General features: G+C 64.8%; 18 protein-coding genes. 3 read left to right on the plus strand and 15 right to left on the minus strand.

Translation table 11 applies throughout. From position 1 onward, the window contains the following. Positions 1-76: 76 nt before the first annotated feature. Genes AC3WMU_RS26100 through AC3WMU_RS26125 form a run of 6 tightly spaced genes read right to left on the minus strand, consistent with a single transcriptional unit; the run spans position 77 to position 9186 of the window. Entirely contained in the window at positions 77-793 is a 717-nt protein-coding gene (locus AC3WMU_RS26100) for a P-loop NTPase family protein (RefSeq protein ID WP_088589703.1), read from the minus strand. Between the two features lie 9 nt (positions 794-802). Next, positions 803-2143: an ABC transporter permease gene (locus AC3WMU_RS26105; RefSeq protein WP_280027288.1), complete on the minus strand. Its 1341-nt coding sequence runs from the start codon at positions 2141-2143 to the stop codon at positions 803-805. Positions 2144-2150: 7 nt separating this feature from the next. After that, a complete protein-coding gene (locus tag AC3WMU_RS26110) occupies positions 2151-3305 on the minus strand; it encodes a polysaccharide biosynthesis/export family protein (RefSeq protein ID WP_035213923.1) in 1155 nt (384 codons plus the stop codon). 41 nt (positions 3306-3346) lie between these two features. Next, the gene (locus AC3WMU_RS26115) at positions 3347-5410 is read right to left on the minus strand and encodes a glycosyltransferase (protein WP_006226725.1); all 2064 of its coding nucleotides are present in this window, start codon (positions 5408-5410) and stop codon (positions 3347-3349) included. Then, complete coding sequence (locus tag AC3WMU_RS26120; RefSeq protein ID WP_492283165.1) at positions 5407-7887, minus strand: hypothetical protein; 2481 nt, start codon at positions 7885-7887, stop codon at positions 5407-5409. The genes AC3WMU_RS26115 and AC3WMU_RS26120 overlap by 4 nt, the downstream gene beginning before the upstream one ends. Before the next feature lie 39 nt (positions 7888-7926). Further along, a complete protein-coding gene (locus AC3WMU_RS26125; protein WP_280027283.1) occupies positions 7927-9186 on the minus strand; it encodes a nucleotide sugar dehydrogenase in 1260 nt (419 codons plus the stop codon). A gap of 724 nt (positions 9187-9910) precedes the next feature. Here AC3WMU_RS26125 and AC3WMU_RS26130 point away from each other — a divergent pair. Then, positions 9911-10501 (plus strand): hypothetical protein, encoded by a 591-nt coding sequence (locus AC3WMU_RS26130; protein WP_492283166.1) that lies wholly within the window; start codon positions 9911-9913, stop codon positions 10499-10501. 120 nt (positions 10502-10621) lie between these two features. Here AC3WMU_RS26130 and glmS read toward each other — a convergent pair whose 3' ends face one another. After that, positions 10622-12454, minus strand: a complete 1833-nt coding sequence (gene glmS / locus AC3WMU_RS26135) for a glutamine--fructose-6-phosphate transaminase (isomerizing) (RefSeq protein ID WP_492283167.1) — start codon at positions 12452-12454, stop codon at positions 10622-10624. A gap of 150 nt (positions 12455-12604) precedes the next feature. Between glmS and AC3WMU_RS26140 the strand changes: the two genes are divergently transcribed. Continuing rightward, positions 12605-13093 (plus strand): Lrp/AsnC family transcriptional regulator, encoded by a 489-nt coding sequence (locus tag AC3WMU_RS26140; RefSeq protein WP_006226720.1) that lies wholly within the window; start codon positions 12605-12607, stop codon positions 13091-13093. An 18-nt stretch (positions 13094-13111) separates the two neighbouring features. On the opposite strand, the gene AC3WMU_RS26145 is transcribed toward AC3WMU_RS26140, so the two are convergent. From AC3WMU_RS26145 to AC3WMU_RS26170, 6 genes are all read right to left on the minus strand, one after another. Continuing rightward, a complete protein-coding gene (locus tag AC3WMU_RS26145) occupies positions 13112-14170 on the minus strand; it encodes a glycosyltransferase family 4 protein (protein WP_088589724.1) in 1059 nt (352 codons plus the stop codon). Continuing rightward, on the minus strand, positions 14167-15489 hold the full coding sequence (locus tag AC3WMU_RS26150; protein ID WP_006226718.1) for a UDP-glucose dehydrogenase family protein: 1323 nt from the start codon (positions 15487-15489) through the stop codon (positions 14167-14169). The genes AC3WMU_RS26145 and AC3WMU_RS26150 overlap by 4 nt, the downstream gene beginning before the upstream one ends. A gap of 100 nt (positions 15490-15589) precedes the next feature. Continuing rightward, complete coding sequence (locus AC3WMU_RS26155) at positions 15590-16987, minus strand: MFS transporter (RefSeq protein ID WP_006226717.1); 1398 nt, start codon at positions 16985-16987, stop codon at positions 15590-15592. Beyond that, entirely contained in the window at positions 16987-18360 is a 1374-nt protein-coding gene (gene glmU, locus AC3WMU_RS26160) for a bifunctional UDP-N-acetylglucosamine diphosphorylase/glucosamine-1-phosphate N-acetyltransferase GlmU (protein ID WP_492283168.1), read from the minus strand. Before glmU ends, AC3WMU_RS26155 begins: the two co-directional genes overlap by 1 nt. 66 nt (positions 18361-18426) lie before the next feature. After that, the gene (locus tag AC3WMU_RS26165) at positions 18427-19230 is read right to left on the minus strand and encodes a PhaM family polyhydroxyalkanoate granule multifunctional regulatory protein (protein WP_424625670.1); all 804 of its coding nucleotides are present in this window, start codon (positions 19228-19230) and stop codon (positions 18427-18429) included. 42 nt (positions 19231-19272) lie between these two features. Further along, positions 19273-19920, minus strand: coding sequence for a glycine zipper 2TM domain-containing protein (locus AC3WMU_RS26170; RefSeq protein WP_454675989.1), 648 nt, complete (start codon positions 19918-19920; stop codon positions 19273-19275). 131 nt (positions 19921-20051) lie between these two features. Here AC3WMU_RS26170 and AC3WMU_RS26175 point away from each other — a divergent pair, with 131 nt between their 5' ends. Beyond that, positions 20052-20288, plus strand: coding sequence for a DUF3717 domain-containing protein (locus tag AC3WMU_RS26175; RefSeq protein ID WP_006224576.1), 237 nt, complete (start codon positions 20052-20054; stop codon positions 20286-20288). Here the strand turns inward: AC3WMU_RS26175 and AC3WMU_RS26180 are convergent, their stop codons facing one another. Continuing rightward, positions 20289-20894 carry an SCO family protein gene (locus AC3WMU_RS26180; protein ID WP_006224575.1) on the minus strand — a complete coding sequence of 202 codons (606 nt, stop codon included), beginning with the start codon at positions 20892-20894 and terminating at the stop codon, positions 20289-20291. Between the two features lie 17 nt (positions 20895-20911). Continuing rightward, entirely contained in the window at positions 20912-21805 is an 894-nt protein-coding gene (gene cyoE, locus AC3WMU_RS26185) for a heme o synthase (protein ID WP_006224574.1), read from the minus strand. Positions 21806-21813 lie beyond the last annotated feature (8 nt).

Below are 21813 nucleotides of genomic sequence, written 5' to 3' on the forward strand. Positions count from 1 at the left end.
GATCCAACGGTGGCGACGGCGCTCGCGCAGTGACGACTGCCGCTCGCGGCGGCGGCGTTCGATCTCGGACCCCCCCTCAGAGGCCGAGTTGCCCTTCCTCGAAGCCGCCTCCGAAGCCGTCGTCGCCTGTGCCGGATTCGCTCCTTGATCGTCGAGGGGGGAACTTGCTGATGCACTGGTCGAGGTCGTCTTCGATGCTGAGAGCGCTTCGTTCATAAATCAAGCCTTTTAGGCAGTAATCCGCCATCTGATTCTGGCGGTAACTGGAAAAAATGAGTGTCCGGCCAATCAGCCGCTCTTCGAACAGAGCCAGCCAAAGGCGGGTGAAACGGCAAGGTTCGAAAGGGATGGCCCCTTCGATCACGTAGACATCGAACGCCGGCGCCAGCGCCAGGGCGAACGAAAACTCCTGCCGGGCGTAGAGCGGCCAATGTTCCATGGGCTTGGCCAGGACTTTCGGGTCGCTGATCAGGTCCGCGACCAGTTCGTACGTGGCATCCACGTCGATCTCGTACATCTCGCACACGAAATCGATGATGCTCAGGCCGCTTGCCTTGCCGCGGATGAAGCCTTGCCGGCCAATCGCCCACGAGACGTTTCCGTCGTGCTTGACGAAGCCCTGGCGCGGCGGCCGCAGGCAGCACAACACGTCGACGATCTGGCGATGCAGCTCCGGCGAATGCGACAGCAAGGCATAGCGCCCGACAGGAATGTCGAGGTCGACATTGGCCAGCAGCGGTTGCCGGCTTCCGAATGCATAAGGTTCGTCAGTGACGCCATTGAGATGGATCATTCTCTTGCCTCACATCGGCTGGACGTTGGGACGGGCCAGACGCTCGGCCGCCAAGGCGAGCACCATCAGGAACACCAGCGACGTCAGGAAATAGCCCAGGCTCGCGTCATGCGACTCGTAGGCCTCGAAGTACGCCGAGCGCAGCAGTTGCATGCCGTGCGCGAAAGGCGACCACAGGATCCAGGGGCGCAGGTGCTCCGGCAGCTGCTCCGACACGAAGAAGACGCTCGAAAAGATCTGGAGAAACCGCTCGATCACCGGCGCCAGCCGCAGGTAGAAATGCCAGAAGGTCGCGATCGAACCGAACAACACGCCCATCGCCGCGCCGCAACATCCCATCAGCACGACGAAAAGAATGAACCCCGCCCAACTTTCCGGCAGCGTGATCAGGTCCAACGCATGTCCCGCGCTGATCAACACCGCGAACACCACCAGATACACCGATACATAAATCAGCGCCTGCACCAGCGCGCACATCAGTGGCGTCACGCCCTGGAAATTCAGCAGGCCCCGCGCGGATATGTACGCCGCGCTGCTTCGAAAGATGATCTGCCGGAACATGATCCAGGTCGTTGCGCCCAACAGCGAGAACGTCTGCACATCCATGCCCAGGATGTAGTGCGTGCCCATCAGGATGTACAACGACGAAATCAGCGTCAGCAACACCACCGGGCCGACCAGCGCCCACAGCAACGCGATCCGGCTTTCGCCATGTATCACGCGCAGCTGGTAGACGAACAACGCCAACAGCGTGCGCCCCACGGGCCGGACATTGCCGGCACCGTTTGCGGGATGTCCTTCATGCAAGGCCTGCAAGCGTTCACGCAAGATCGCAAGATCGCCCGCCTCGCTGTCGGGCAGTTCTATCTCCAGCGCAATGTCATTGCGGGAGGCATGGCGGCGCGCTTCGCGCGCCTCGTCCTGCTTGCGCCGCTCCACGCGCCGCGCATGTGCGGCGGCCAGTCGCGCGTCTTCCGCCACCAGCTTGGCCGGCATGTACCCCGGCCCGAACACCTCCACGCCCGCGCGGATATCCTGTTCCAGCAGGCGCACGATGAGACGCAGGCGCCGCCGTGAAAAATCGGCCAGCGTCTCGTCGACCGCGCTGCTTGCGATCTCCGCGTCCAACTCCGCCTGCACGGCCTCGTACACCGCCCGGCGGGCAGCCACCGAGTCGTGCGGCTCGCCCTGCAGGCGGGCGAGCAACGGCTTGAACAAAACCGCCGGCGTGGCGTTTGCTTCAAACAGGGCGGCAGGATCCAGGCGCCAGGCCGCGACGCCCGCTCCCACCGCGTAGTTGCTGTCTTTGCGGCGCGAGCGCCAGCCCTTGATCCGGTCCTCGTTACTCATCGACACGCTATTGGGACACGCCGGAACTGGAGCCCGAATCGCTGTCAATGGCTCGCGTGGCGCTGAAGCCGGCACTCATGGTGACGCGGAAGGCCGACAAGACCTTCTGCACCTGCGTGAACGGCGCATCCGAGATATAGATGGCCTGGCCTTCATGCACGCTGAATTCACGCGCCAGCGCCACCTGCTCCGGCCGGGTCAGGTCGAACTGATAGACGACCGGCAGCAAGTCCGGCTTGCCCTCGGCCCCGGCCTTGGCAGGCGTGAACAGGAACACGGAACGCGGATCCGCGGTCTTGTCGTCAAGCCCCTTGGAATCGGCCAGCGCATCCAGCACCGTGTAGTTGCGCTTGCTGATGGCCACACGCCCTTGATTTCCCGCCGCGCCCAGGACGGTCAGGTACTCTTTCGAGTCATAGGCGGTAATGACATCCCCCGGCCGCAGCAGGATGTCGTTGTTCTGGTTGCGGTAGATATCCGACAACCGCACCGACGCCACCTGGTTGTCGCGCCGCAGGCTGATGACGAGCTGCTCGGGGTTGGTCTGCACGGGAGCTGCCTGCGCCAGCGCGCTGCTCAGGCGTTGCGCGGTCTGCGTGATCGGGAACATGCCGGGCTTGGTCAGGTTGCCCTGCACCGTCACCATTTGCCCGCGCGCGTCAGCAGCGCGCGTGACACTGACGTCGGCGCCGACGACAAGCTTGGCCAGACGCGCAACAATGGCGTCATGCAGCTTGCCCAGCGTCAGGCCCTCGGCGTGGAATTTCCCCAGGATGGGAAAACTGACGTTCCCCGCCCGGTCTATCTCCTGGTTGCCCAGGTCGCTCACGCCCGACGGGTCCGCGGCGAACACGCCCAGGCCGCCGCGCTCCCACACCTTCACGTTGATGCCGTCACCGGGCACCAGGCTGTCGAATCCGGCCTGCGTCAGGTCCCGGTAGCGCACGGGAAAGTCCGCAACCTCCGGCACCCGGCTTGCCTGCGCAAGCTCACGCGACACGGGCATCACGATGACATCCTTCTCGTCGTGAGCCCCCGTCATCTCGCTCAACATCGGACCGGAACGCGGCAGCTGGCATCCCGAGAGTGAAAGTGCGGCAAGCAGCACCATGGTCAAGCCTGCCTTGCGCCGCAGGCCCGAGGCCGGGACGTTCATTTGCATAAAACCCTTTATTTTCAGAACACCGAAAGACACGCCGGCAATCAGGCCGTCATCCGGCACAGCGGCGCGGCATCCATGCGTTCATCGTTCTCGGACATGCCCATGACCGGCATGCACAGGCCCAGAAACTTGGTCAGCATCGCGTCAAGCGAAAACAGCTTCTGCGCCCGCTCACGGCTTTGCTGTCGAAGTTGCGCATTGCTGCGCACCCGATCCACCATCGACGCGACCTTCTCGCAAGCCTCGTGCAGATCCGGGTGATCGACGTCGCTCAGCAGATGACCCGTCTCGTCCTCCACGAAACACTCGCCCGCGCCGCCGGCCGGCGTCGAGATCACCGGCACGCCCAGCAGCTGGGCTTCGATCAAGACGTTCGGCAACCCTTCGTAGCGCGAGAGCAGCACGCTGGCATCCATTTGCGAATACCAATAGCCGACGTGGTTCGACAGACCGACGAGCAATAGCCGGTCCGTCACGCTCAGCTCTAGCGCCAGCGCCTCGATGATGTCGCGCAGGCGCCCGTCGCCGACGATGACAAAGCGGGCTTGCGGGCGTTCCTTCAGATACAGCGCCGCCAGCTTGATCCACAATTGCGGCCGCTTGTCCGGTTCCAGCCGGAACACACCGCCGATCGTCTCGGTGGCGTCGGTCGTGCTCTCCTGGAAGGCCTTCCACTTTTCCTGGTCGGCGGGCGACGCGTCGGTCGCCAGATCCGGTACGCCGTTGTACAGGATGTGAAAGCGCATGATCGGGATGTCGAGCCATTCCGAATACGCTTCCGCAGCCTTGCGGCTGTTGCTGACGAAAACCACGCCCGGCACCTGCGCCAGGGCCTGGTACAGCTCGGGATACTCTTCGCGGAAACGGTCCTTGCGGATATTCGGCGGCAGCCCGCGGAAGACCAGATGGATGGTCGGCGCGCCGGCCAGCAACGCGGCCAAGGCACCGAACAGGCACGTTCCGTCCTGCCACAGGCTCACCACGTCGAACGAGTTGGCGCGCAACACCGGCGCTAGGCGCGTCACACCGTAGTGAACGGGAGGAGGCAACTGCTCAAGCAGCCGGCCCAGGCTGCCTTCGGGAACGGTTTGATGAGACACCGAGATGGCGGGCAGTTTGTTGATTTCCGTGACCGGGATCTGCGCCTTGACCAGCACGGGCAGGAAGAAATCCAGCTCCTGCTTCTTCTTCGCGGAGCCAGACGGGTCGGTGTGCTGCTTCACCAGCACTTCCACCTTCTTCGGCTTCATCAGCACGTCGGCCAGCTGCAAGTCGGGCGACTCCGCCCAACGCGTCAGTTCGCCGGCCAGCCGCGTCAGCTGCCGCTCAGCGCCGCCCGGCCCAAGACTGCCGGTCACCAGCGCGACCGATACGGGCTTTTCCGGAGGATTCTCGGCAATCTGCCGGTCGCGGAAGTGCAGGATCGCATGCTTCATCGACACGATCCTGATGTCCTTTCCCGCCAACGCTTCTTCGGTTTCAAAGCGCTGGTAGAAGGCGTAGTCGCTTGCCAATCCGTCGGCCAGCTCCGCTGCCTTGCTGCCCGGCGCCAGGTGTTTCGCAACCGGCGCGATCGCCTCGAAGGCGTCGGCCAGCAGGCCGCGCTTGCGCAGGCGCTTGGCAAACTCGACCCGCATGTTGCGGTCCGTGTATTGCGTGATCAGCCGGCGAAACAGCGCGTCCGATTGCTCGTGCGCGCGGATGTCGCTCAGCAGCTTGGCCCGCGCAAACAGGCGATCAGGGCTTTCCGCCGACTCGGGAAGGTGGCGGTCGACGAGCGACAGGGCCTCGTCGACATGCCGCTCCTTCACGAGACGGGTCGCGCAGTAGCGGACGATCTGAAGATCGTCCGGGCACTCTTGCAAGAGCGTGGCCCACTGCTCGGCCATGCCCTCGTTCAAGCCCGCAGACTCCTGCAGCCTGAGCAGAAGAAAGCGGACTTTCGAATCTTGCATGTGATCCCGGGCCAGCACCTTCGCCCGAGGCAGGTTCTCCTGCGCCACCTGAACCCGCCCCGAAGCGGCGACGATCTCCTCCAATTGCGCTTGGACCCATTGAAGATCGGACTTGGCGTCCGCCCGTTCGGTTATCAGTGGCGGATTCATGCGGCCTTTCTCCGGTTGATCTTTTCGATCCACACCTGGCAGCGTTCGATGTAGTGGTCAAACTGCGCCGGATTCTCGGAACGTTCCTGCAGCTTTCGCCAGTAAGGCAGGGCCTGCTCGAAGCGATGCAGACGCATGGCGCCCACCGCGGCCAGACGCAGGCCGATGGGATCCTCGGGCACGAGCTGCACGATCTTTTCGCCCAGCGCCAGGCGCTCGGTGGTGCTGGTGGGTTCCAGCGCGCGCGCTTCGGCGTACAGGACGGTGAGGATGCGCCGCTTTTCGTGGTCGACTTCCGACATTCCCGGCCACGACTGGGCCACGCGGTCCAGCAGCTGCCACGCCTTCAGCGGGTCGCCGGCAGAGAGGATCTCGCGGGCGCCACGGATGGCGCGGGGGCCGAGCCTGCCCAGCTGGCGCTCGGCTTCTTCCTTGGCGCTCTCATCGGCCGACGAATGAGCCAGCACCGACTTGTAGGCGTCGATCGCTTCGCCGAACCAGCCGCCGTTGAATGCCACCCGGGCGAAATACAGCTGCGTGCTGAGCGGAGCGGATTCGCCCGCGGCCGCCTGTTCCAGATGTCGCATGGCGGTTTGCTTGTCGCCCAGCGCATCCGCGGCGCGGCCGCGCATGGCGTCCAGCTCGGGGAAATCGACTTGCGTGTCGATGGCGATGTCCGTCAGGTCGATCACTTCCTTGTGGTTGCCCGCCACCAGCGCGGCGCGCACACCCAGACGCATCGCACGTTCGAACGCCCGCTGCGCACGCGCTCCGGCCAGGGCATTGGGGTTGAGCAGGCGATGCGCGCAGATGCGTTCCGCCGCATCGCGCAGGCGTCCTTCTTCCAGGGCGCGATTGCCTTCCTCGGCCCACGCCGTCGACTGCGCAAGCAGCCACGCGCGAATGTCCTCTTGCTCGCTGTTGGCCAGGTCGCACGACACGGCAAGCGCCGCCGCCGCCATGATGCAACCGCGCCACGACGCTTCCTTCACGAGCTCCAGCGCGTCCACGTCCTCCAGCGCGGGGGACTCGGAGGCCAGGGCGCGCAGTCCGGCGCGGTCGCTGGCCAGCAGCCGGTCGCGCCACAGCACCGCGAAGCCTCGGCCATACGTGGGGATGGCCGCACGGACTTCATGCACCCAGCGAATGGCAGATTCCATGTCGCCGCTTGCCTGCAGCAGCGACAGCACCGTGTCCGCCGCTTCCACGGCGCCTGCCTCGTCCGGCGAGGAAATGCGGAACAGTTGTTTCCAGTTGCCCAGGGACTCGTCGCCGTGGCCCAATTGGCCCGCCGACACCGCGGCGATCCGGACAATCTCCGGCGTCTCGATCTCATCGCCCAGCAGGCCAGCCGCCAGCGAGTAAGCCACGTCATGGCGTCCCAGCTTGAACTGGTTGCGCATCAGGATCTGCTCGGCCTTGCTGCCGGAAGCCAGTGCGCCGTCGGCGCTGCCCAGAAGCGCCAGCGATCCTTCGTAATCGCCCAGCTCTTCCTGGATCTTCGCGAACAGCAGCATGTGGTCGGGCAGTCCGGGATGGCGGCGCAGCACCTCGCGCACTCGGCGCGAGGCCTCGCGCAGTTCGCCCGAATCCCACAGCTTTTCAATGCGTTCGACGCTTTCGTCGGCGCTGAGCTTGGGCACGGCCAGCTGCGGCGTGGACGCGCTCATTCTCGGGCGCATGAAATTCTTGAACCAGTCGACGTACAGGCGCTCGGCAAAGACCGACGTGTAGTGCGTCAGGTCCAGGCCGCCGTCTTCCATCGCATCGGCTTGCCCGATCTTGTTCATCAGCGGCGTCGGGTCGTAGCACGGCACGCCGATGCGCTGCGCGCTGGCGGTGATCGTGGCGATCAACTGCTCGCGCTGTTCGATCGGCACATTGTCCGGCGTCAGGGCGTTGACGTGCGTGACGAACACCACCTTGTCGCGGCCCAGCAGTTCGACCAGCTGGCGCATCTCCGTCTCGATCTCTTCATCGGTCTGGTCGCGTTTGACGATGCGCGAAAGCAGGTCGCGGTCATCCGAAGACAGGCTCTTGAACACGGGGTCCTGGTCCAGCAATGCGCGCCGTTCGGCAAGCTTGTCGGCGTGGGCCAGCGACCAGAACATGCGGGTGCGCGTGCGGTCGGCGAAGAATTCGCTGAAGTAGCGCACCAGATAGTTGGATTGGATGGGATAGCCATCGACGGTCAGCAGCTTGCGCGAGGACAGTTCGACCATGTACAGGTCTGCCGGCTTGTGCGTGCCGCGGCGCGCCTGCTCGCCGTTCGAGGGCCGGAAGATCACGCGTTGCACGGCGGCGGGAATGTCGGCCTGCCCGAACATGAAGCGCGCCTGCTGTAGCGCTTCGGCGGTGGTATGCACGAAACCGTAGTTACGGCCCAGTTGCAGCTTGATCGGGTAGCGGCCCACGGCATCGCGCAGCGGCGTATGGATGCGGCAGGTTCCAATCGGAGCGGTAGTGAATGCGGTCATTGAGGGTCTCTCCTGTAGAGATGGATCGCGAGACCGAACTTAGAGAGTCCAGTACAAGAGGTCGGATTGCAGACGTTTGCTGTCAAGCACGGACTTCAGGTCGCACACCATGCCCCCGCTCTTGACCAGCTGCGGCATGTCTTCCCAGATGGAGTCCATGGTTTCGCGGTGCGGGACTGCCAGAATCAGCACATCCATGTCCCGGAATTCGTCGCGCTTCACAAGCTTGATGCCGTACTCGTGTTCCATCTGGTCGGCGTCGGCCATCGGATCGCACGCCACCGGCGTAATGCCGTATTTGCCCAGGGCGTTGTATAGATCCACGACCTTCGAATTGCGGATGTCGGGGACGTTCTCCTTGAACGTCATCCCCAGGATGCCGACACGCGTCGACGCGTTCAGGCGGCCGTTGCGAGCCAGGGTCTGGACCACGCGCGAGGCGACGTGGGTCGCCATGCCATCGTTGATGCGGCGGCCCGACAGGATGACCTCGGGGTGGTAGCCCAATTCCTGCGCCTTGGACGTCAGGTAGTAGGGATCCACGCCGATGCAGTGCCCGCCCACGAGCCCGGGGGTGAACTTCAGGAAGTTCCACTTGGTGCCTGCGGCGGCCAGCACTTCCGACGTGCGGATGCCGACCAGATCGCAGATCTTCGACATTTCGTTCATCAACGCGATGTTGATGTCGCGCTGGGTGTTCTCAAGCACCTTCGCCGCTTCGGCCACCTTGATGGACGAGGCGCGGTGCACGCCCGCGTCGATGATCTTTTCGTAGACTCCGGCGATGACTTCCAGAGATGCCTCATCCTGGCCGGACACGATCTTGACGATCTTCTCCAGCGGATGTTCGCGATCGCCCGGGTTGATCCGTTCGGGGCTGTAGCCCAGTTTGAAGTCGATGCCGCAGCGCAGGCCGGATACCTTTTCCAGTTCCGGTCCGCAAATTTCCTCGGTGGCGCCTGGGTGGACGGTGGATTCGAAAACCACGATGCATCCCGGGCGCAGCACGGGGCCGATCGAGCGGCACGCCCGGACCAGCAAAGAAAAATCGGGGTTGTTTTTCTCGTCGACCGGCGTGGGCACGGCGACGACGAAAAAGTCGCAGCCTTCCAGTTCCGTCACCTGGTCGGTGAACTGCATCGGGGAAGCCAGCAATACGTCGCGTTCGATCTCGCCTGTCCAGTCATCACCCTCTTTCAGTCGTGCGATTCGCCGCTTGTCCACATCGAAACCGATGACATCAAAGCGCTTGGAAAATGCGACGGCTACGGGCAGGCCGACATATCCAAGGCCACACACTGCGATTCTCTTTACCACGGGGGACCTCACTGTCTTCATCGTGTCGCAGACACTAGAAATTGACGCCCAGCGACAAGTTATCGACGTGAAATCGAAATAACTTTGTGCTATTTGGGCGGACGTATTGCTTAAGAATAATTACAGCTCGATACCCCTTAATACGTGGGGCGAGACGAGCCAACGAATGGTAGAGGTCCCCGACAGCAAACTTTTTTCTAAAAATTTTTATTGCTGTGGAAATAAATCAGAGATGCCCGTAATAAACCCGGGATTTCCCTCAAATAATTACATTCATTACACAAACGGCAACACAACCAGGCGGCTGAGTTGTTAGTAAATATGAAAAAGCGTTTTTCTTGTTTTTGTTTAACCAAACTGAAAAGACATAATACCCTACCGCGCATTATTTATTAATTACCCGGGGGTATAGCGGCGTAAATGACCGGGATCTCCCCGCATTATTCGCCTTGTGCCGCGCAAATCGGAACCGATCCTGGGCCGCAAGGCAATCCGCATTTGAGCGCCACGCCCGGGATCGCCTCGTAATTTGAAACATCGATCAACCTTATGTTTAATAGCGGCCAATCGCGCCCCCTGAAATTCGCTAGCATGCACCCGCGAAGCCAATCTAGGGGGCTGACCAACCCGTGGCAGGCAACCCACCCTCTAACCCGACACCTAGGATTCCCATGAGACCGGCAGTACAAAAAGAAAGGCCGGCCCCGTGAGCGAGGCGTGGACGATCGGCAAATCGCGCTTCAAGCGTCCGATCCAGGCCGCGCTTGCCGCGGCGGCGCTGCTGTACGCCTCCTGGCTGAGCTTTGACGCGGCGGACGGTCTCATCCTGCCTCCTGACCCGGCGTCCCTGCACAGCGTAACGATGCAGGTGGACAAGGTCGCCGAATGCCCGTATTCAGACCGGATCCGGGTCGGCAGCCAGACCAGTTGGCGCAGTCCGCGCTGCCTCTATTCCAACGCGTACCCCGATGCGGCATTGGAGGTGCGCGGCGCGGCCGCCCGCTACACATTCGAACCGCCCATCCGCCTGGACCTGCTGATCGATCGCGACCCGGCGGCCAACCTCGCCAACGAATACCACGGGAAGATGGCCAGCGTGTTCACGCGGATCGGGGTCTACGGCCTGCGGCAGGACGGCACATGGCTGGCGGACCCGACTGCCCAGTACCAGAGTGTCCTGGCCAACAAGCAGGGCAAAAAACGCAACGGCTGGCTGTTGATCCTGGCGGCGCTGGGCGCCTTGGCCTATGCCTACCGGCAGGCCAGGAAGGTGTTCAAAGACAACCCCTACCTGTGAGTTTCCCCCACATCCAGAATCATCAAAACCAGAAGGGCCGCGATAGCGGCCCTTCTGTGAACTAGAGGCGGAACTCAGGCCAGGCGTGGCGGCACACGCCGCCGGCCGGCCCCGGCACCATCACTCCACCGTCACGCTCTTGGCCAGGTTGCGCGGCTTGTCCACGTCGGTGCCGCGTGCGCATGCCGTGTGGTACGACAGCAGTTGCAGCGGGATCGTGTGCAGGATCGGCGACAGCTTGCCGTAGTTCTCCGGCATGCGGATCACGTGCATGCCTTCGGCGCTTTGGATCTTGCTGTCGGCGTCGGCAAAGACGTAGAGCTCGCCGCCGCGCGCGCGCACTTCCTGCATGTTGGACTTCAGCTTTTCCAGCAGCTCGTCCTTGGGCGCGATGGTCACAACGGGCATGTGCTCCGTCACCAGGGCCAGCGGGCCGTGCTTCAGTTCGCCGGCCGGATAGGCTTCGGCGTGGATGTAGCTGATTTCCTTCAGCTTCAGCGCGCCTTCCAGCGCGATCGGATAGTGCATGCCGCGGCCCAGGAACAACGCGTTTTCCTTGGAGGCGAAGCGGTCGGCCCACGCCATGATCTGCGGTTCCAGCGCCAGCACCGAACCGATGGCCACCGGCAGGTGACGCAGCGCCTTCAGGTGCTCGGCTTCCTGCTCGTCGGTCAGGCGGCCGCGCACTTGCGCCAGCGTCAGCGTCAAGAGGAACAGGGCGGTCAGCTGCGTGGTGAAGGCCTTGGTCGACGCCACGCCGATCTCAACGCCGGCACGCGTGATGTAAGACAGCTTGCACTCGCGCACCATCGCGCTGGTGGACACGTTGCAGATGGTCAGCGTGTTTTCCATGCCCAGCGAGCGGGCGTGCTTCAGCGCTGCCAGCGTATCGGCCGTTTCACCGGACTGCGAAATGGTCACGACCAGCGAACGCGGGTTGGGCACGCTGTCGCGGTAGCGGTATTCGCTGGCGATTTCGACGGCGACGGGGATCTTGGCGATGGACTCGATCCAGTACTTGGCGGTCAGGCCCGCGTAGTAGCTGGTGCCGCAAGCCAGGATCAGGAGCGAATCGATGCCCTTGAAAATCTTGAAGGCATCATCGCCGAACAGTTCAGGCGTGATGGCTTCGATGTCTTGCAGCGTATCGCCTACGGCGCGCGGCTGCTCGAAGATTTCCTTCTGCATGTAGTGGCGGTACGGGCCGAGTTCGGCGGCGCCGGTGTGCACGTGCACCGTGTGGACTTCGCGGTCCACGTTCTTGCCGTTGGCGTCCACGATCCACACACGCGACAGCTGCAGGTCGACGACGTCGCCGTCTTCCAGGTAGATGATCTGGTCGGTCGTGCCGGCCAGGGCCAGCGCGTCGGAGGCCAGGAAATTCTCGTTCTGGCCCACGCCCACCACCAGCGGCGAGCCTTGGCGCGCACCGACCACGCGGTGCGGTTCGTCGCGGCAGAACACGGCGATGGCGTAGGCGCCATGCAGGCGGCGCACGGCGTTTTGCACGGCTTCGAACAGGTCGCCGGCGTACAGGTGGTTCACCAGGTGCGCGATGACTTCGGTGTCGGTCTGGCTTTCAAACACGTAGCCCACGGCCTGCAGCTCGGCGCGCAGTTCGTCGTGGTTTTCGATGATGCCGTTGTGGACCAGCGCAATGCGCGGCTCGTCGTTGCCCAGGCGCGAGAAATGCGGATGGGCGTTGTGCGTGGCCGGCACGCCGTGCGTGGCCCAGCGGGTGTGGGCGATGCCGGTGAAGCCTTGGACCTTGTCCTCGGCAACCTGCTCGGCCAATTCAGCCACGCGCTGCGTGCTGCGCGTGCGGCGCAGATGGCCGTCGGCGTAGACGGCGACGCCGCAGGAGTCGTAGCCACGGTATTCCAGCCGCTTCAGGCCTTCAACCAGGATCGGGGTGATGTCGCGCTGGGCGACGGCGCCAACAATGCCGCACATAGGAGAGACTCCGCTAAGTTCGTGTACCGACGCATTGTGCGCGACCCGCCAAGAAATTTGATTTCTTTATGTGGCTAAAAATGGAAGTTAATTCACTTACATAATTGTGATTAAATAATCTTTCTTCCAGACAACGATTTTGAATTAATCATGCAAAACATGCCGATTTCGCTACCGGAACTGGATGATCTGGACCGGCGCATTCTTGAACAGTTACAAGAAGACAGCGCGCTGACCAATCAGGATCTGGCCGCGCGCGTGCATGCGTCGCCCCCGACCTGCCTGCGGCGCGTGCGGCGGCTGGTGGACGAGGGCGTGATCGACCGGCAGGTCGCCATCCTGGCGGCCGAGAAACTGGGCAGCACGCTGACGGCGATCGTGGAGATCACGCTGGACGTACAGGCGGCGGAAAGCCTGGATGCGTTCGAGCAAAGCATGCTGGCCGAACCCGCGGTGCTGCAGTGCTACCGGGTGTCGCCGGGGCCGGATTTCGTGGTGATCGCGCAGGTCAAGGACATGCCGGCCTATCACGCGCTGGTGCACCGGGCCTTTACCGCCCAGGCCAATGTGCGCAACGTGCGCACGTTCTTTTCGGTGCACCGCGCCAAGTTCGAGACGCGGATCGACGTGCGGGGGTGATGCCGCGGCGGGTGGCGCCTACTGGCGGCCCAGCAGGCGCTGGAACTGCGCCAGGTAACGGTTGCCCATTTCCTGGACGTCGTGCTCGCTCTTCACGTACGCATAGGCGCGCTCGGTGACCTCGTGGCGGAAGGCCGCATCGTCCAGGCAGCGGGCCATGCCGGCCGCCATGGCCTGGTGGTCGCCCACCGCAACCAGCACGCCGCGGCCGTCGGCCAGGCTTTCCTTCAAGCCGCCCGCGTCGGTGGAGACCACCGGCACGCGTTGCAGGAAGGCGTCCAGCACGCTGCTGCCCAGCGCTTCTTCCTCTGAGCTCATGACGAACACGTCGAGGATGCTGTAGAAGTCTTCTACGCCCTTGCGGAACCCGGCGAAACGGTAAACGTCTTCGATGCCTAGCTTTTTCGCCTCGTCCTTGGCCTGCTGCTCGCGGTCGCCGCCGGCGCCGAAGTGCAGGAAGACGAAGTCGCGGCGCGTCTTGGCCAGTTCCCCCACCGCACGCACCAGCGTCACGGGGTCCTTGTCGCGGATCAGCGCGGCAGACGTTGCCATGACCTTCTTGCCGGCCAGATCGAACTCGCGCACCAGGTTGGCAACGTTATCGGCGTTGATCTCGTGCGGCTCGACGGCGCTGCGGATGATGACCGGTTCGATGCCCAGCCGGCGCGGTTCGCTCGCTGCCATCTCGCTGATGGCCACGAACAGGTTCGCGTGGCGCCACTTGAAACCGGTCTTCCATTCGTCGCCCGGCTTGACCACGAACGACGTGCGGCGCGAGAACGCCACCGGGCTGCGGTGCAGCCATTTGGTCAGGACAGCCCAGGTGATGGTGTTGGCGGTCTGCGCGTGAATGATGTCGTAGCGGCTGGCGCCCGCCAGGAATGCCAGCTGCCCCGGCACGTTGCGGCAGGTGTGGGCCACAAAGCCCTCCTGGCGCGCGCGTTCGGCCAGCGGCGCGCCCTCGCGGCACATCACTTCGACGTCATGGCCCGCCTTGCGGAATGCGCGCATGCAATACAGCGTCTGCCGTTCGCCGCCGCGCCAGCCTTTCTCGAAGTTCAGTTGCAGGATCTTCATGCGCGCCCGATGCCGGAATATTCGAAGCCCAGGCCGCGCACGTCGGCCGGCGTGTACAGGTTGCGGCCGTCGATGATCAGCGGCGTCTTCAGCAAGGCCTTCACGCGGTCGAAGTCCGGCGCGCGGAAGACCTTCCATTCGGTGGCGATCAAGAGCGCGTCGGCGCCGTCCAGCGCGTCGTACATGTCGGTGGCGAAGCTGATGCCCGGCTGGCCGACCAGCACGCGGGCGGCCTCGTGCATGGCCACGGGGTCATAGGCCCGCACGTCGGCGCCACGGCGCGTCAGTTCGGCGATGACCGTCAGGCTGGGGGCCTCGCGCATATCGTCGGTGTTGGGCTTGAACGACAAGCCCCACAGCGCGATCTTGCGGCCGCGCAGGTCTTCGCCGTAGCGTTGCACCAGCTTTTCCGACAAGCGGAACTTCTGCGCGTGGTTGGCGGCTTCGGCGGCTTCGATCACCCGCATGGGCAGGGAATTTTCGGCAGCGGTATTGACCAGTGCCTGCACGTCCTTGGGGAAGCAGGAACCGCCGTAACCCGCGCCGGGGTACAGGAAGTGGTAGCCGATGCGGGGATCGGCGCCGATGCCACGGCGCACCTGCTCGATGTCCGCTCCCAGCGCTTCGGCCAGGTTCGCCATCTCGTTCATGAACGAGATGCGCGTGGCCAGCATGGCGTTCGCGGCGTACTTCGTCAGTTCTGCCGAGCGCACGTCCATCACCATCAGGCGGTCGTGCGTGCGCTGGAACGGTTCGTAGATGCGGCGCATCACGCCGACGGTGTAGTCGTCGTCGGCGCCGACGACCACGCGGTCCGGGCTCATGAAGTCATTGATGGCGGCCCCTTCCTTCAGGAATTCGGGGTTGGAGGCCACGCTGAACGGGATCTCGACGCCGCGCGCGGCCAGTTCCTTGTTCACCACCGCGCGCACTTTGTCGGCCGTGCCGACGGGCACGGTGGACTTGTCCACGATCAGCTTGCGGGACGTCATGTGCCGCGCGATGTTCTGGGCGGCGGCCAACACGTACTTCAGGTCGGCAGAGCCGTCTTCGCCCGGCGGCGTACCCACGGCGATGAACTGCACGTCGCCGAAGGCCACGCTTTGCGCCACGTCGTCGGTGAAATGCAGGCGGCCCGCCTGCACGTTGCGGCGGACCAGGTCTTCCAGACCGGGCTCGTAGATGGGGATGCCGCCCTGGCGCAACAGGGCGATCTTCGCCGCGTCCACGTCCAGACACATGACGTCGTTGCCCATGTCGGCCAGGCACGCTCCCGACACCAACCCCACGTAACCGGTACCCACGACCGTGATTTTCATGCCTGCACGCCTTCAAAATAGGGAATCTTGCGCGCCTGGCCTCAGGACCAGGCGCCGGCCGCCATTATAGAAGCGGCCGCAAGCCAGGGGCGGAACCGCCCTAGACCCGCAGTTTGTTGAACCGGACGGTGTTGACGACCACCGCCAGGGCGGCGCAAACCGTCCCCAACACCAGCGCCAGTCCGGGGCCATGCGCCACACTGACGCTGAAGGCGATGGCCACCAACGCCGTGCCGAAGCTCTGGCCGAAGACCCGGGTGGTGGCCTGCAAGCCGCCTGCCGCGCCGCTGCGCGAGCGGGGCGCGGCCGACAGCATGGCGCGGTTGTTCGGCGTCTGGAAAAAGCCGAAGCCCACCCCCGCCACGAACATGCCCGCCACGATGGGCCAGTTGGACACCGAAGACGGCAGCAGCGCCAGCCACAGCATGCCGGCCACCATGGTCGCCGCCCCCACGCCGCTCAGGGTGGCGGCGGAATAGCGGTCGGACAGGCGGCCCGCCAGCGGGGCGATAATGGCCGTGCCCACGGGCCAGGCGCCCATCAGCATGCCGACCTCCAGATACGGCCGGCCCAGCACCTGCTGGAAATAGAAGGGCAGCGACACGTAAGACGCCATCTGCGCCGCGAAGGTGCAGGCCGACGCGCCCACGGCAAACGCCAGCGGACGGATGCGCAGCAGGTCCACCGGCACCAGCGGCGCCGGTTGCTTGCTGACGCGGCGCACCAGCACCAGGCCTGCCACAGACGCAATCGCCACTAGCCCGATACCGCGCAGCAGGTCCTGGCCCATCATGTCCACGCCCGAAATGAAGACGCCCAGCGTCGCCATGCACAGCAGGGCGCTGACCCAATCCAGTCTCACGTCGTTGCGCGGCACTTCGGGCAGATGGCGCAGGCCGAACATGGCCAGCACGCAGATCGGCAGGTTTACCGCGAAAATCCACGGCCAGGGCGCCACCGACAAGATGGCGGACCCGATGGTGGGGCCCAGCACCGACATCACGGCCACCGTGGTGGCGTTGATGCTGATGCCCCGGCCCAGCATTTTCAGGGGATAGATATTGCGCACCAGGCCGCCGAACATGCACATCAGCGTCGCCGCGCCCACGCCCTGGAAAACGCGCGCCGCGGTCAGCTGCCACAGCGTGCCGGCCAGCGCGCACCCCAGCGAAGCCAGGGTGAACAGCATCAGGCCGAAGGTGAACATGCGGCGAAAGCCGATGCGCTCGGCCAGCGCCGACAGCGGCAGCAGCGTCATCACCACCGCCAGGTTGTAGGCGTTGACGACCCAGACGGCTTCGGCGGGCGAGGCGTGCAGATCGACGGCAATGGTGGGCAGGGCCACGTTGGCGATGGTGGTGTCCAGCACCGACAGGCTGATGCCCGTCATCACCGTGGCCGCCGCCCAATACCGGCGCGGGGCCGGCAAACCGTCGGGCGGGGCGGGTTTGGCGCCGCCGCCCTGGGGCGTGTCCTTTGCGGCGTCGTTCTCCGCCATCACGACTTCTTGACCGGACGCTGCCAACCCTCAACGGTGAGCTGTTTCGCGCGCGACACGGTCAGCTTGTCGGCCGGTGCGTCGCGGGTCAGGGTAGTGCCGGCGCCCAGGGTCGCGCCACGGCCCACGCGCACGGGCGCCACCAGCTGCGTATCCGAGCCGATGAAGGCGTCGTCCTCGATGATGGTGCGGTGCTTGTTGACGCCGTCGTAGTTGCAGGTGATGGTGCCGGCGCCCACATTCACGCGCTCGCCGATGTCGGCGTCGCCGATGTAGGCCAGGTGATTGGCCTTGCTGTCGGCGCCCAGCACGCTCTTCTTGATCTCGACGAAGTTACCGACGTGGCTGCGGTCGCCCAGCTCGGCGCCCGGACGCAGGCGGGCATACGGACCCACGCGCGCGTCGCGGCCCACTTCAGCCTGCTGCAGATGGCTGAACGCTTCGATCTGCGTGCCCGCGCCGACGGTCACGTCGCGCAGGACGCAGTGCGGGCCCACGCGCACGCCATCAGCCAGCGTCACGGTGCCTTCGAACACGCAGCCCACGTCGATGAACACGTCGCGTCCGCAGGACAGCGTGCCGCGCACGTCAAAGCGCGCCGGGTCGGCCAGCGTGACGCCGGCTTCCAGCTGGCGGCGCGCCTGCTCACCCTGCCAGCGGCGTTCCAGTTCGGCTTGCTGCACGCGGCTGTTCACGCCCAGCGTTTCCCAGCCCGCGCCGGGTTGGGCCGCGCCCACCGGCACGCCATCGACGACTGCCAGCCCGACCACATCGGTCAGGTAGTACTCGCCCTGGGCGTTCTTGTTGTCGATGCGGGTCAGCCAGTCTTTCAGCTTGGCGGTCGGCGCGGTCAGGATGCCGGTGTTCACTTCCTTGATGGCGTGTTCGGCTTCCGAGGCGTCTTTGTGTTCGACGATGCGGCACACGTTGCCCTGGGCGTCACGCACGATGCGGCCGTAGCCGGTGGAGTCCGCCAGCACTTCGGTCAGTACCGCTGCGCCCGAAGCGCGCGCGGCCAGCAGGCGTTGCAGCGTGTCCGGCTGCACCAGCGGCACGTCGCCATACAGCACCAGGGTCACGTCGTCCTTGCCATCGCCTTCCAACAACAGCGGCACCGCCTGCTGCACGGCGTGGCCGGTGCCTTGCTGCGGCTGCTGGAGCACGAAGTGCAGATCGGCCTGGCCCTCGAACGCCTGTTTGACGCGGTCGGCGCCATGGCCCACCACGACGATGATGCGCGCCGGCTTCAGTTGGCGCGCGCTGTCCAGCACATGGGCCAGCATGGGCTTGCCCGCCAGCGTGTGCAGCACTTTGGGAAGGTCGGACTGCATACGTTTGCCCAGTCCGGCGGCAAGGATCACTACATTAAGCATAAGTTCCAGGAAAGGTTGGGACAGTCGAGCGGCCTTGCGGCCGTCTCGTGTGTCGATTGAAAAGGGTCAGGGCTTGCCGTCGGCAGGCCCCGTTTTCTTGGCGGTCTTGGCCGCAGATTTGGCGGCGGGCTTGCGTGCCGCGGGCTTGGACGCCTTGGCCTCGGTCTTCGCGGCGGACTTGGATTCGCCGGGTTTGGCCTTGGCATCCGCCCCCGGGTCCGCGCCGGGCGCGGCGGGATTGGCCGGCATGGACGCCGCGGTGGCCGAAGCGATCTGGTTGAACTGCTGCTGCAGCAGGTCCCACCAGGCCTTGGACGCCGATTGCGCGGCGGCGCCCATCTGTTCGCTCATGCCTTGCATGGCCGATTCCGGCCCGGCCTTGTCCGCGGAGGCGTCCGCCTCCTTGCCGTCCGGATCCTGCTGGGCCTTGTCTTGCCCAGACGGCGGATTCGATGCCGGCTTGGCGGCGGCCTTGGGCGCGGGTTTCAAGCCCAGCACCACTTCCAGCGGAGACGCTGCGCCGCTGTCACGGACCGCGCCCAGGTCCATGTTGGCCGCGCTATCCACAAACGCGCGCAGCGTGCTGATGGTGGAGCGCTGCACTTCCATGCCCTGGATGGTGGAAGACAGCATCGACAGATTCATGCGCAGCCAGTTTTCCACCGAGCGCAATTCGGCGATGCGGCGGTCCAGGTCTTCAAGGTTCATGGGAGGCGCCATCGGCAGGCTGCTGGCCAGGCCGCCCGGCCCGGTCAGGCCGGCCCAGGCCTGGCGCATCATTTCCATGCTGGCCAGAAGGGGATTGCCCGACAGGTCGGAGTTCTGTCCCATGCCAGGAAGGACGAACGGATTCGTGAATTGGTCGCTCATGCCAGGTCTCCCCAAATACGGATGGTTTCCGCCGGCCGCCGGTCAACCCGGCAGCAGCTGATTATTCTCCACGCGCACACGGTCGCCCGAGGCAAAGGCGAACGGCTGCGCGCTACGGAACTGGCGCGCACTACCGTCGCCCATGCGGACCGTGAGTTCATAGTGCGTCACCGTTTGTTGCTGTCTGATATTACGCTCAACTTCACGGCCTGCCAAAGCGCCGCCGACCGCGCCCAGCACGGTCAGCGCCGTCTTGCCGCTGCCTCCGCCAAACTGATTACCCACAACGCCTCCCACCACCCCGCCACCGATGGTGCCGACCAGATGATCGCTATTGTCCTTCACAGGCACCTGCACCTGGCGGACCGATTCCACCACGCCGCAGCTCTGGCAAGCCTGCTGAGCCGGTGCAGGGGCCGCAGGACGGGGCGCCGCAGCCGAGGCCGGGCGGCCGGTCTGCGCCGGGGCGGGCGCGGGCGGCACGGCGGCCTGGGGCGCAGGCGCCAGGTTGGCGCTTTCCGGGCCGGCGCCCGCCACGGGCGCATCCGCATGCGGATTGGCCGACGGCGAAGGCAACCAGCCCAACACCGCGGCCACGCCCACCGCGCACATGACAATCACGGCAATCGCCGCCGCCGCGACCAGCGGATGCAGGCCGCGGCGCGGGTTCTCGATTCGGGTGGTATTCATGAAGAAGCTCCATCGTAACTAACCGGCATCGGTATAGCACCCGGGCGCGGTTTCGGCATGTTGCGATGGTGACGCTTCTTTGCAGGCGCAAGCCCGGTGGACAGGCCATCCCATTCGTGGACAATAGGCGCATGGATTCCATTTCCCTGCCCCAGCTCGAACAGGCGATCAACTATTGGCGCAACGTCTCGCCGTCGGTCGGCGAGGAATCGCGCCTGTGCCCCGAAGCCGCGGCACTGGCCACGCCCTACGCCTTGATGATCATTTCGCACCGGCACGACATCGCGGTCGCCGAACTCAATGAAAAAGCCCAGGCGGCGCTGGCCGGCTGGGCTGCTTCAGGCGCGCGCGCCCCGTCCAATCCCTGATCAGCCTTTGAGCAGCGCCTTGATGTCGTGCGTCAGGGCATCCACGCCCAGGTTGTTGTTGGCCAGCACGCGGGATTCGCCCTTGCCGTCCAGCAGGTAGAACGCGGCGGTGTGGTCCATCGTGTAGTTGCCGTCCTTGGTCGGCGCCTTGGCGTAGTACGCCTTGAACGACGCGGCCGCCTTCTTGACCTGGTCCGGCGTGCCGGTCAGGCCCAGGAAGCGCGGATCGAAGGCCGTCACGTACTGCTTGAGCACTTCCTGCGTGTCGCGCTCGGGGTCCACCGTGATCAGCAGCACCTGCACGCGATCGGCGTCCGGACCCAGATTCTTCATGACTTCGGTCAGTTCGGCCAACGACGTGGGGCACACGTCCGGGCACTGCGTGAACCCGAAGAACACCACGACGACCTTGCCGGCGAAGTCGGACAACTGGCGCGTCTTGCCGTTGGTGTCGGTCAGCTCCATGCCGCGGCCCAGCTGGGTGCCGCTGATGTCGCTGCCTTTGAACGTGGGCGCGCTTTCACCGCAAGCGGCAAGAGCGGCGGCGAAGGCGGCAGCAGCGCCGAAGCGCAGGGCCAGCCGGCGGCTGGCGGAAAACACGGACATCAACAACCTCCAGGGGGTCAGCGCAGCAGGCCGACCCAGTGGTCCACCAGCAGGGCGCCGAACAGCAGCGCCAGGTAGAGAATGGAAAAACGGAACATGCTGCGCGCCAGCTGGTCGCTGTAGGCGCGGTACAGGCGCCACGCATACGAGACGAACATGCCGCCCAGCACCAGGGCCGACAACAGATACAGCTCGCCGCTCATGCGGATGGCGTAGGGCAACAGCGTCGTGGCCACCAGCGCAACGCTGTACAGCAGGATATGCAGGCGTGTGAACTGGTTGCCGTGGGTGACCGGCAGCATAGGCAGGCCGGCCTTGGCGTAGTCATGGTTGCGGTACAGCGCCAGCGCCCAGAAGTGCGGCGGCGTCCAGATGAAGATGATCAGCACCAGCACCCAGGCCTCGGCCGGCACCGAGTCCGCCACGGCGGCCCAGCCCAGCGCCGGCGGCATCGCGCCCGACAGCCCGCCGATCACGATGTTCTGCGGCGTACGCGGCTTGAGGATGACGGTGTAGATGACGGCGTAGCCCACAAAAGTGGCGAAGGTCAGCCACATGGTCAGGGGGTTCACCAGCGTATACAGCACGAACATGCCCGCGCCGCCCAGCAGGCCAGACAGGCTCAGCACCTGGAAGGCCGAGATGGTGCCCTGGGCGGTGGCGCGGCGCGCGGTGCGCAGCATGCGCGCGTCGACTTCCTGTTCGATCAGACAGTTGATGGCGAAAGCGGCTGCGGCAAGCAGCCAGATGCCGAGCGTGCCGAACAGCACGCGGCGCATATCGGGAATGCCCGGTGCGGCAAGAAACATGCCGATGACTGCGCAAAACACCGCCAGCTGCGTGACGCGCGGCTTGGTGAGTACGAAGTATTGGCGGAACAATCCGGGTTGAGGAGCGGCAAGACTGGTCATAGTGGACC

This window comes from Achromobacter sp. FW305-C-13 (assembly GCF_058783475.1).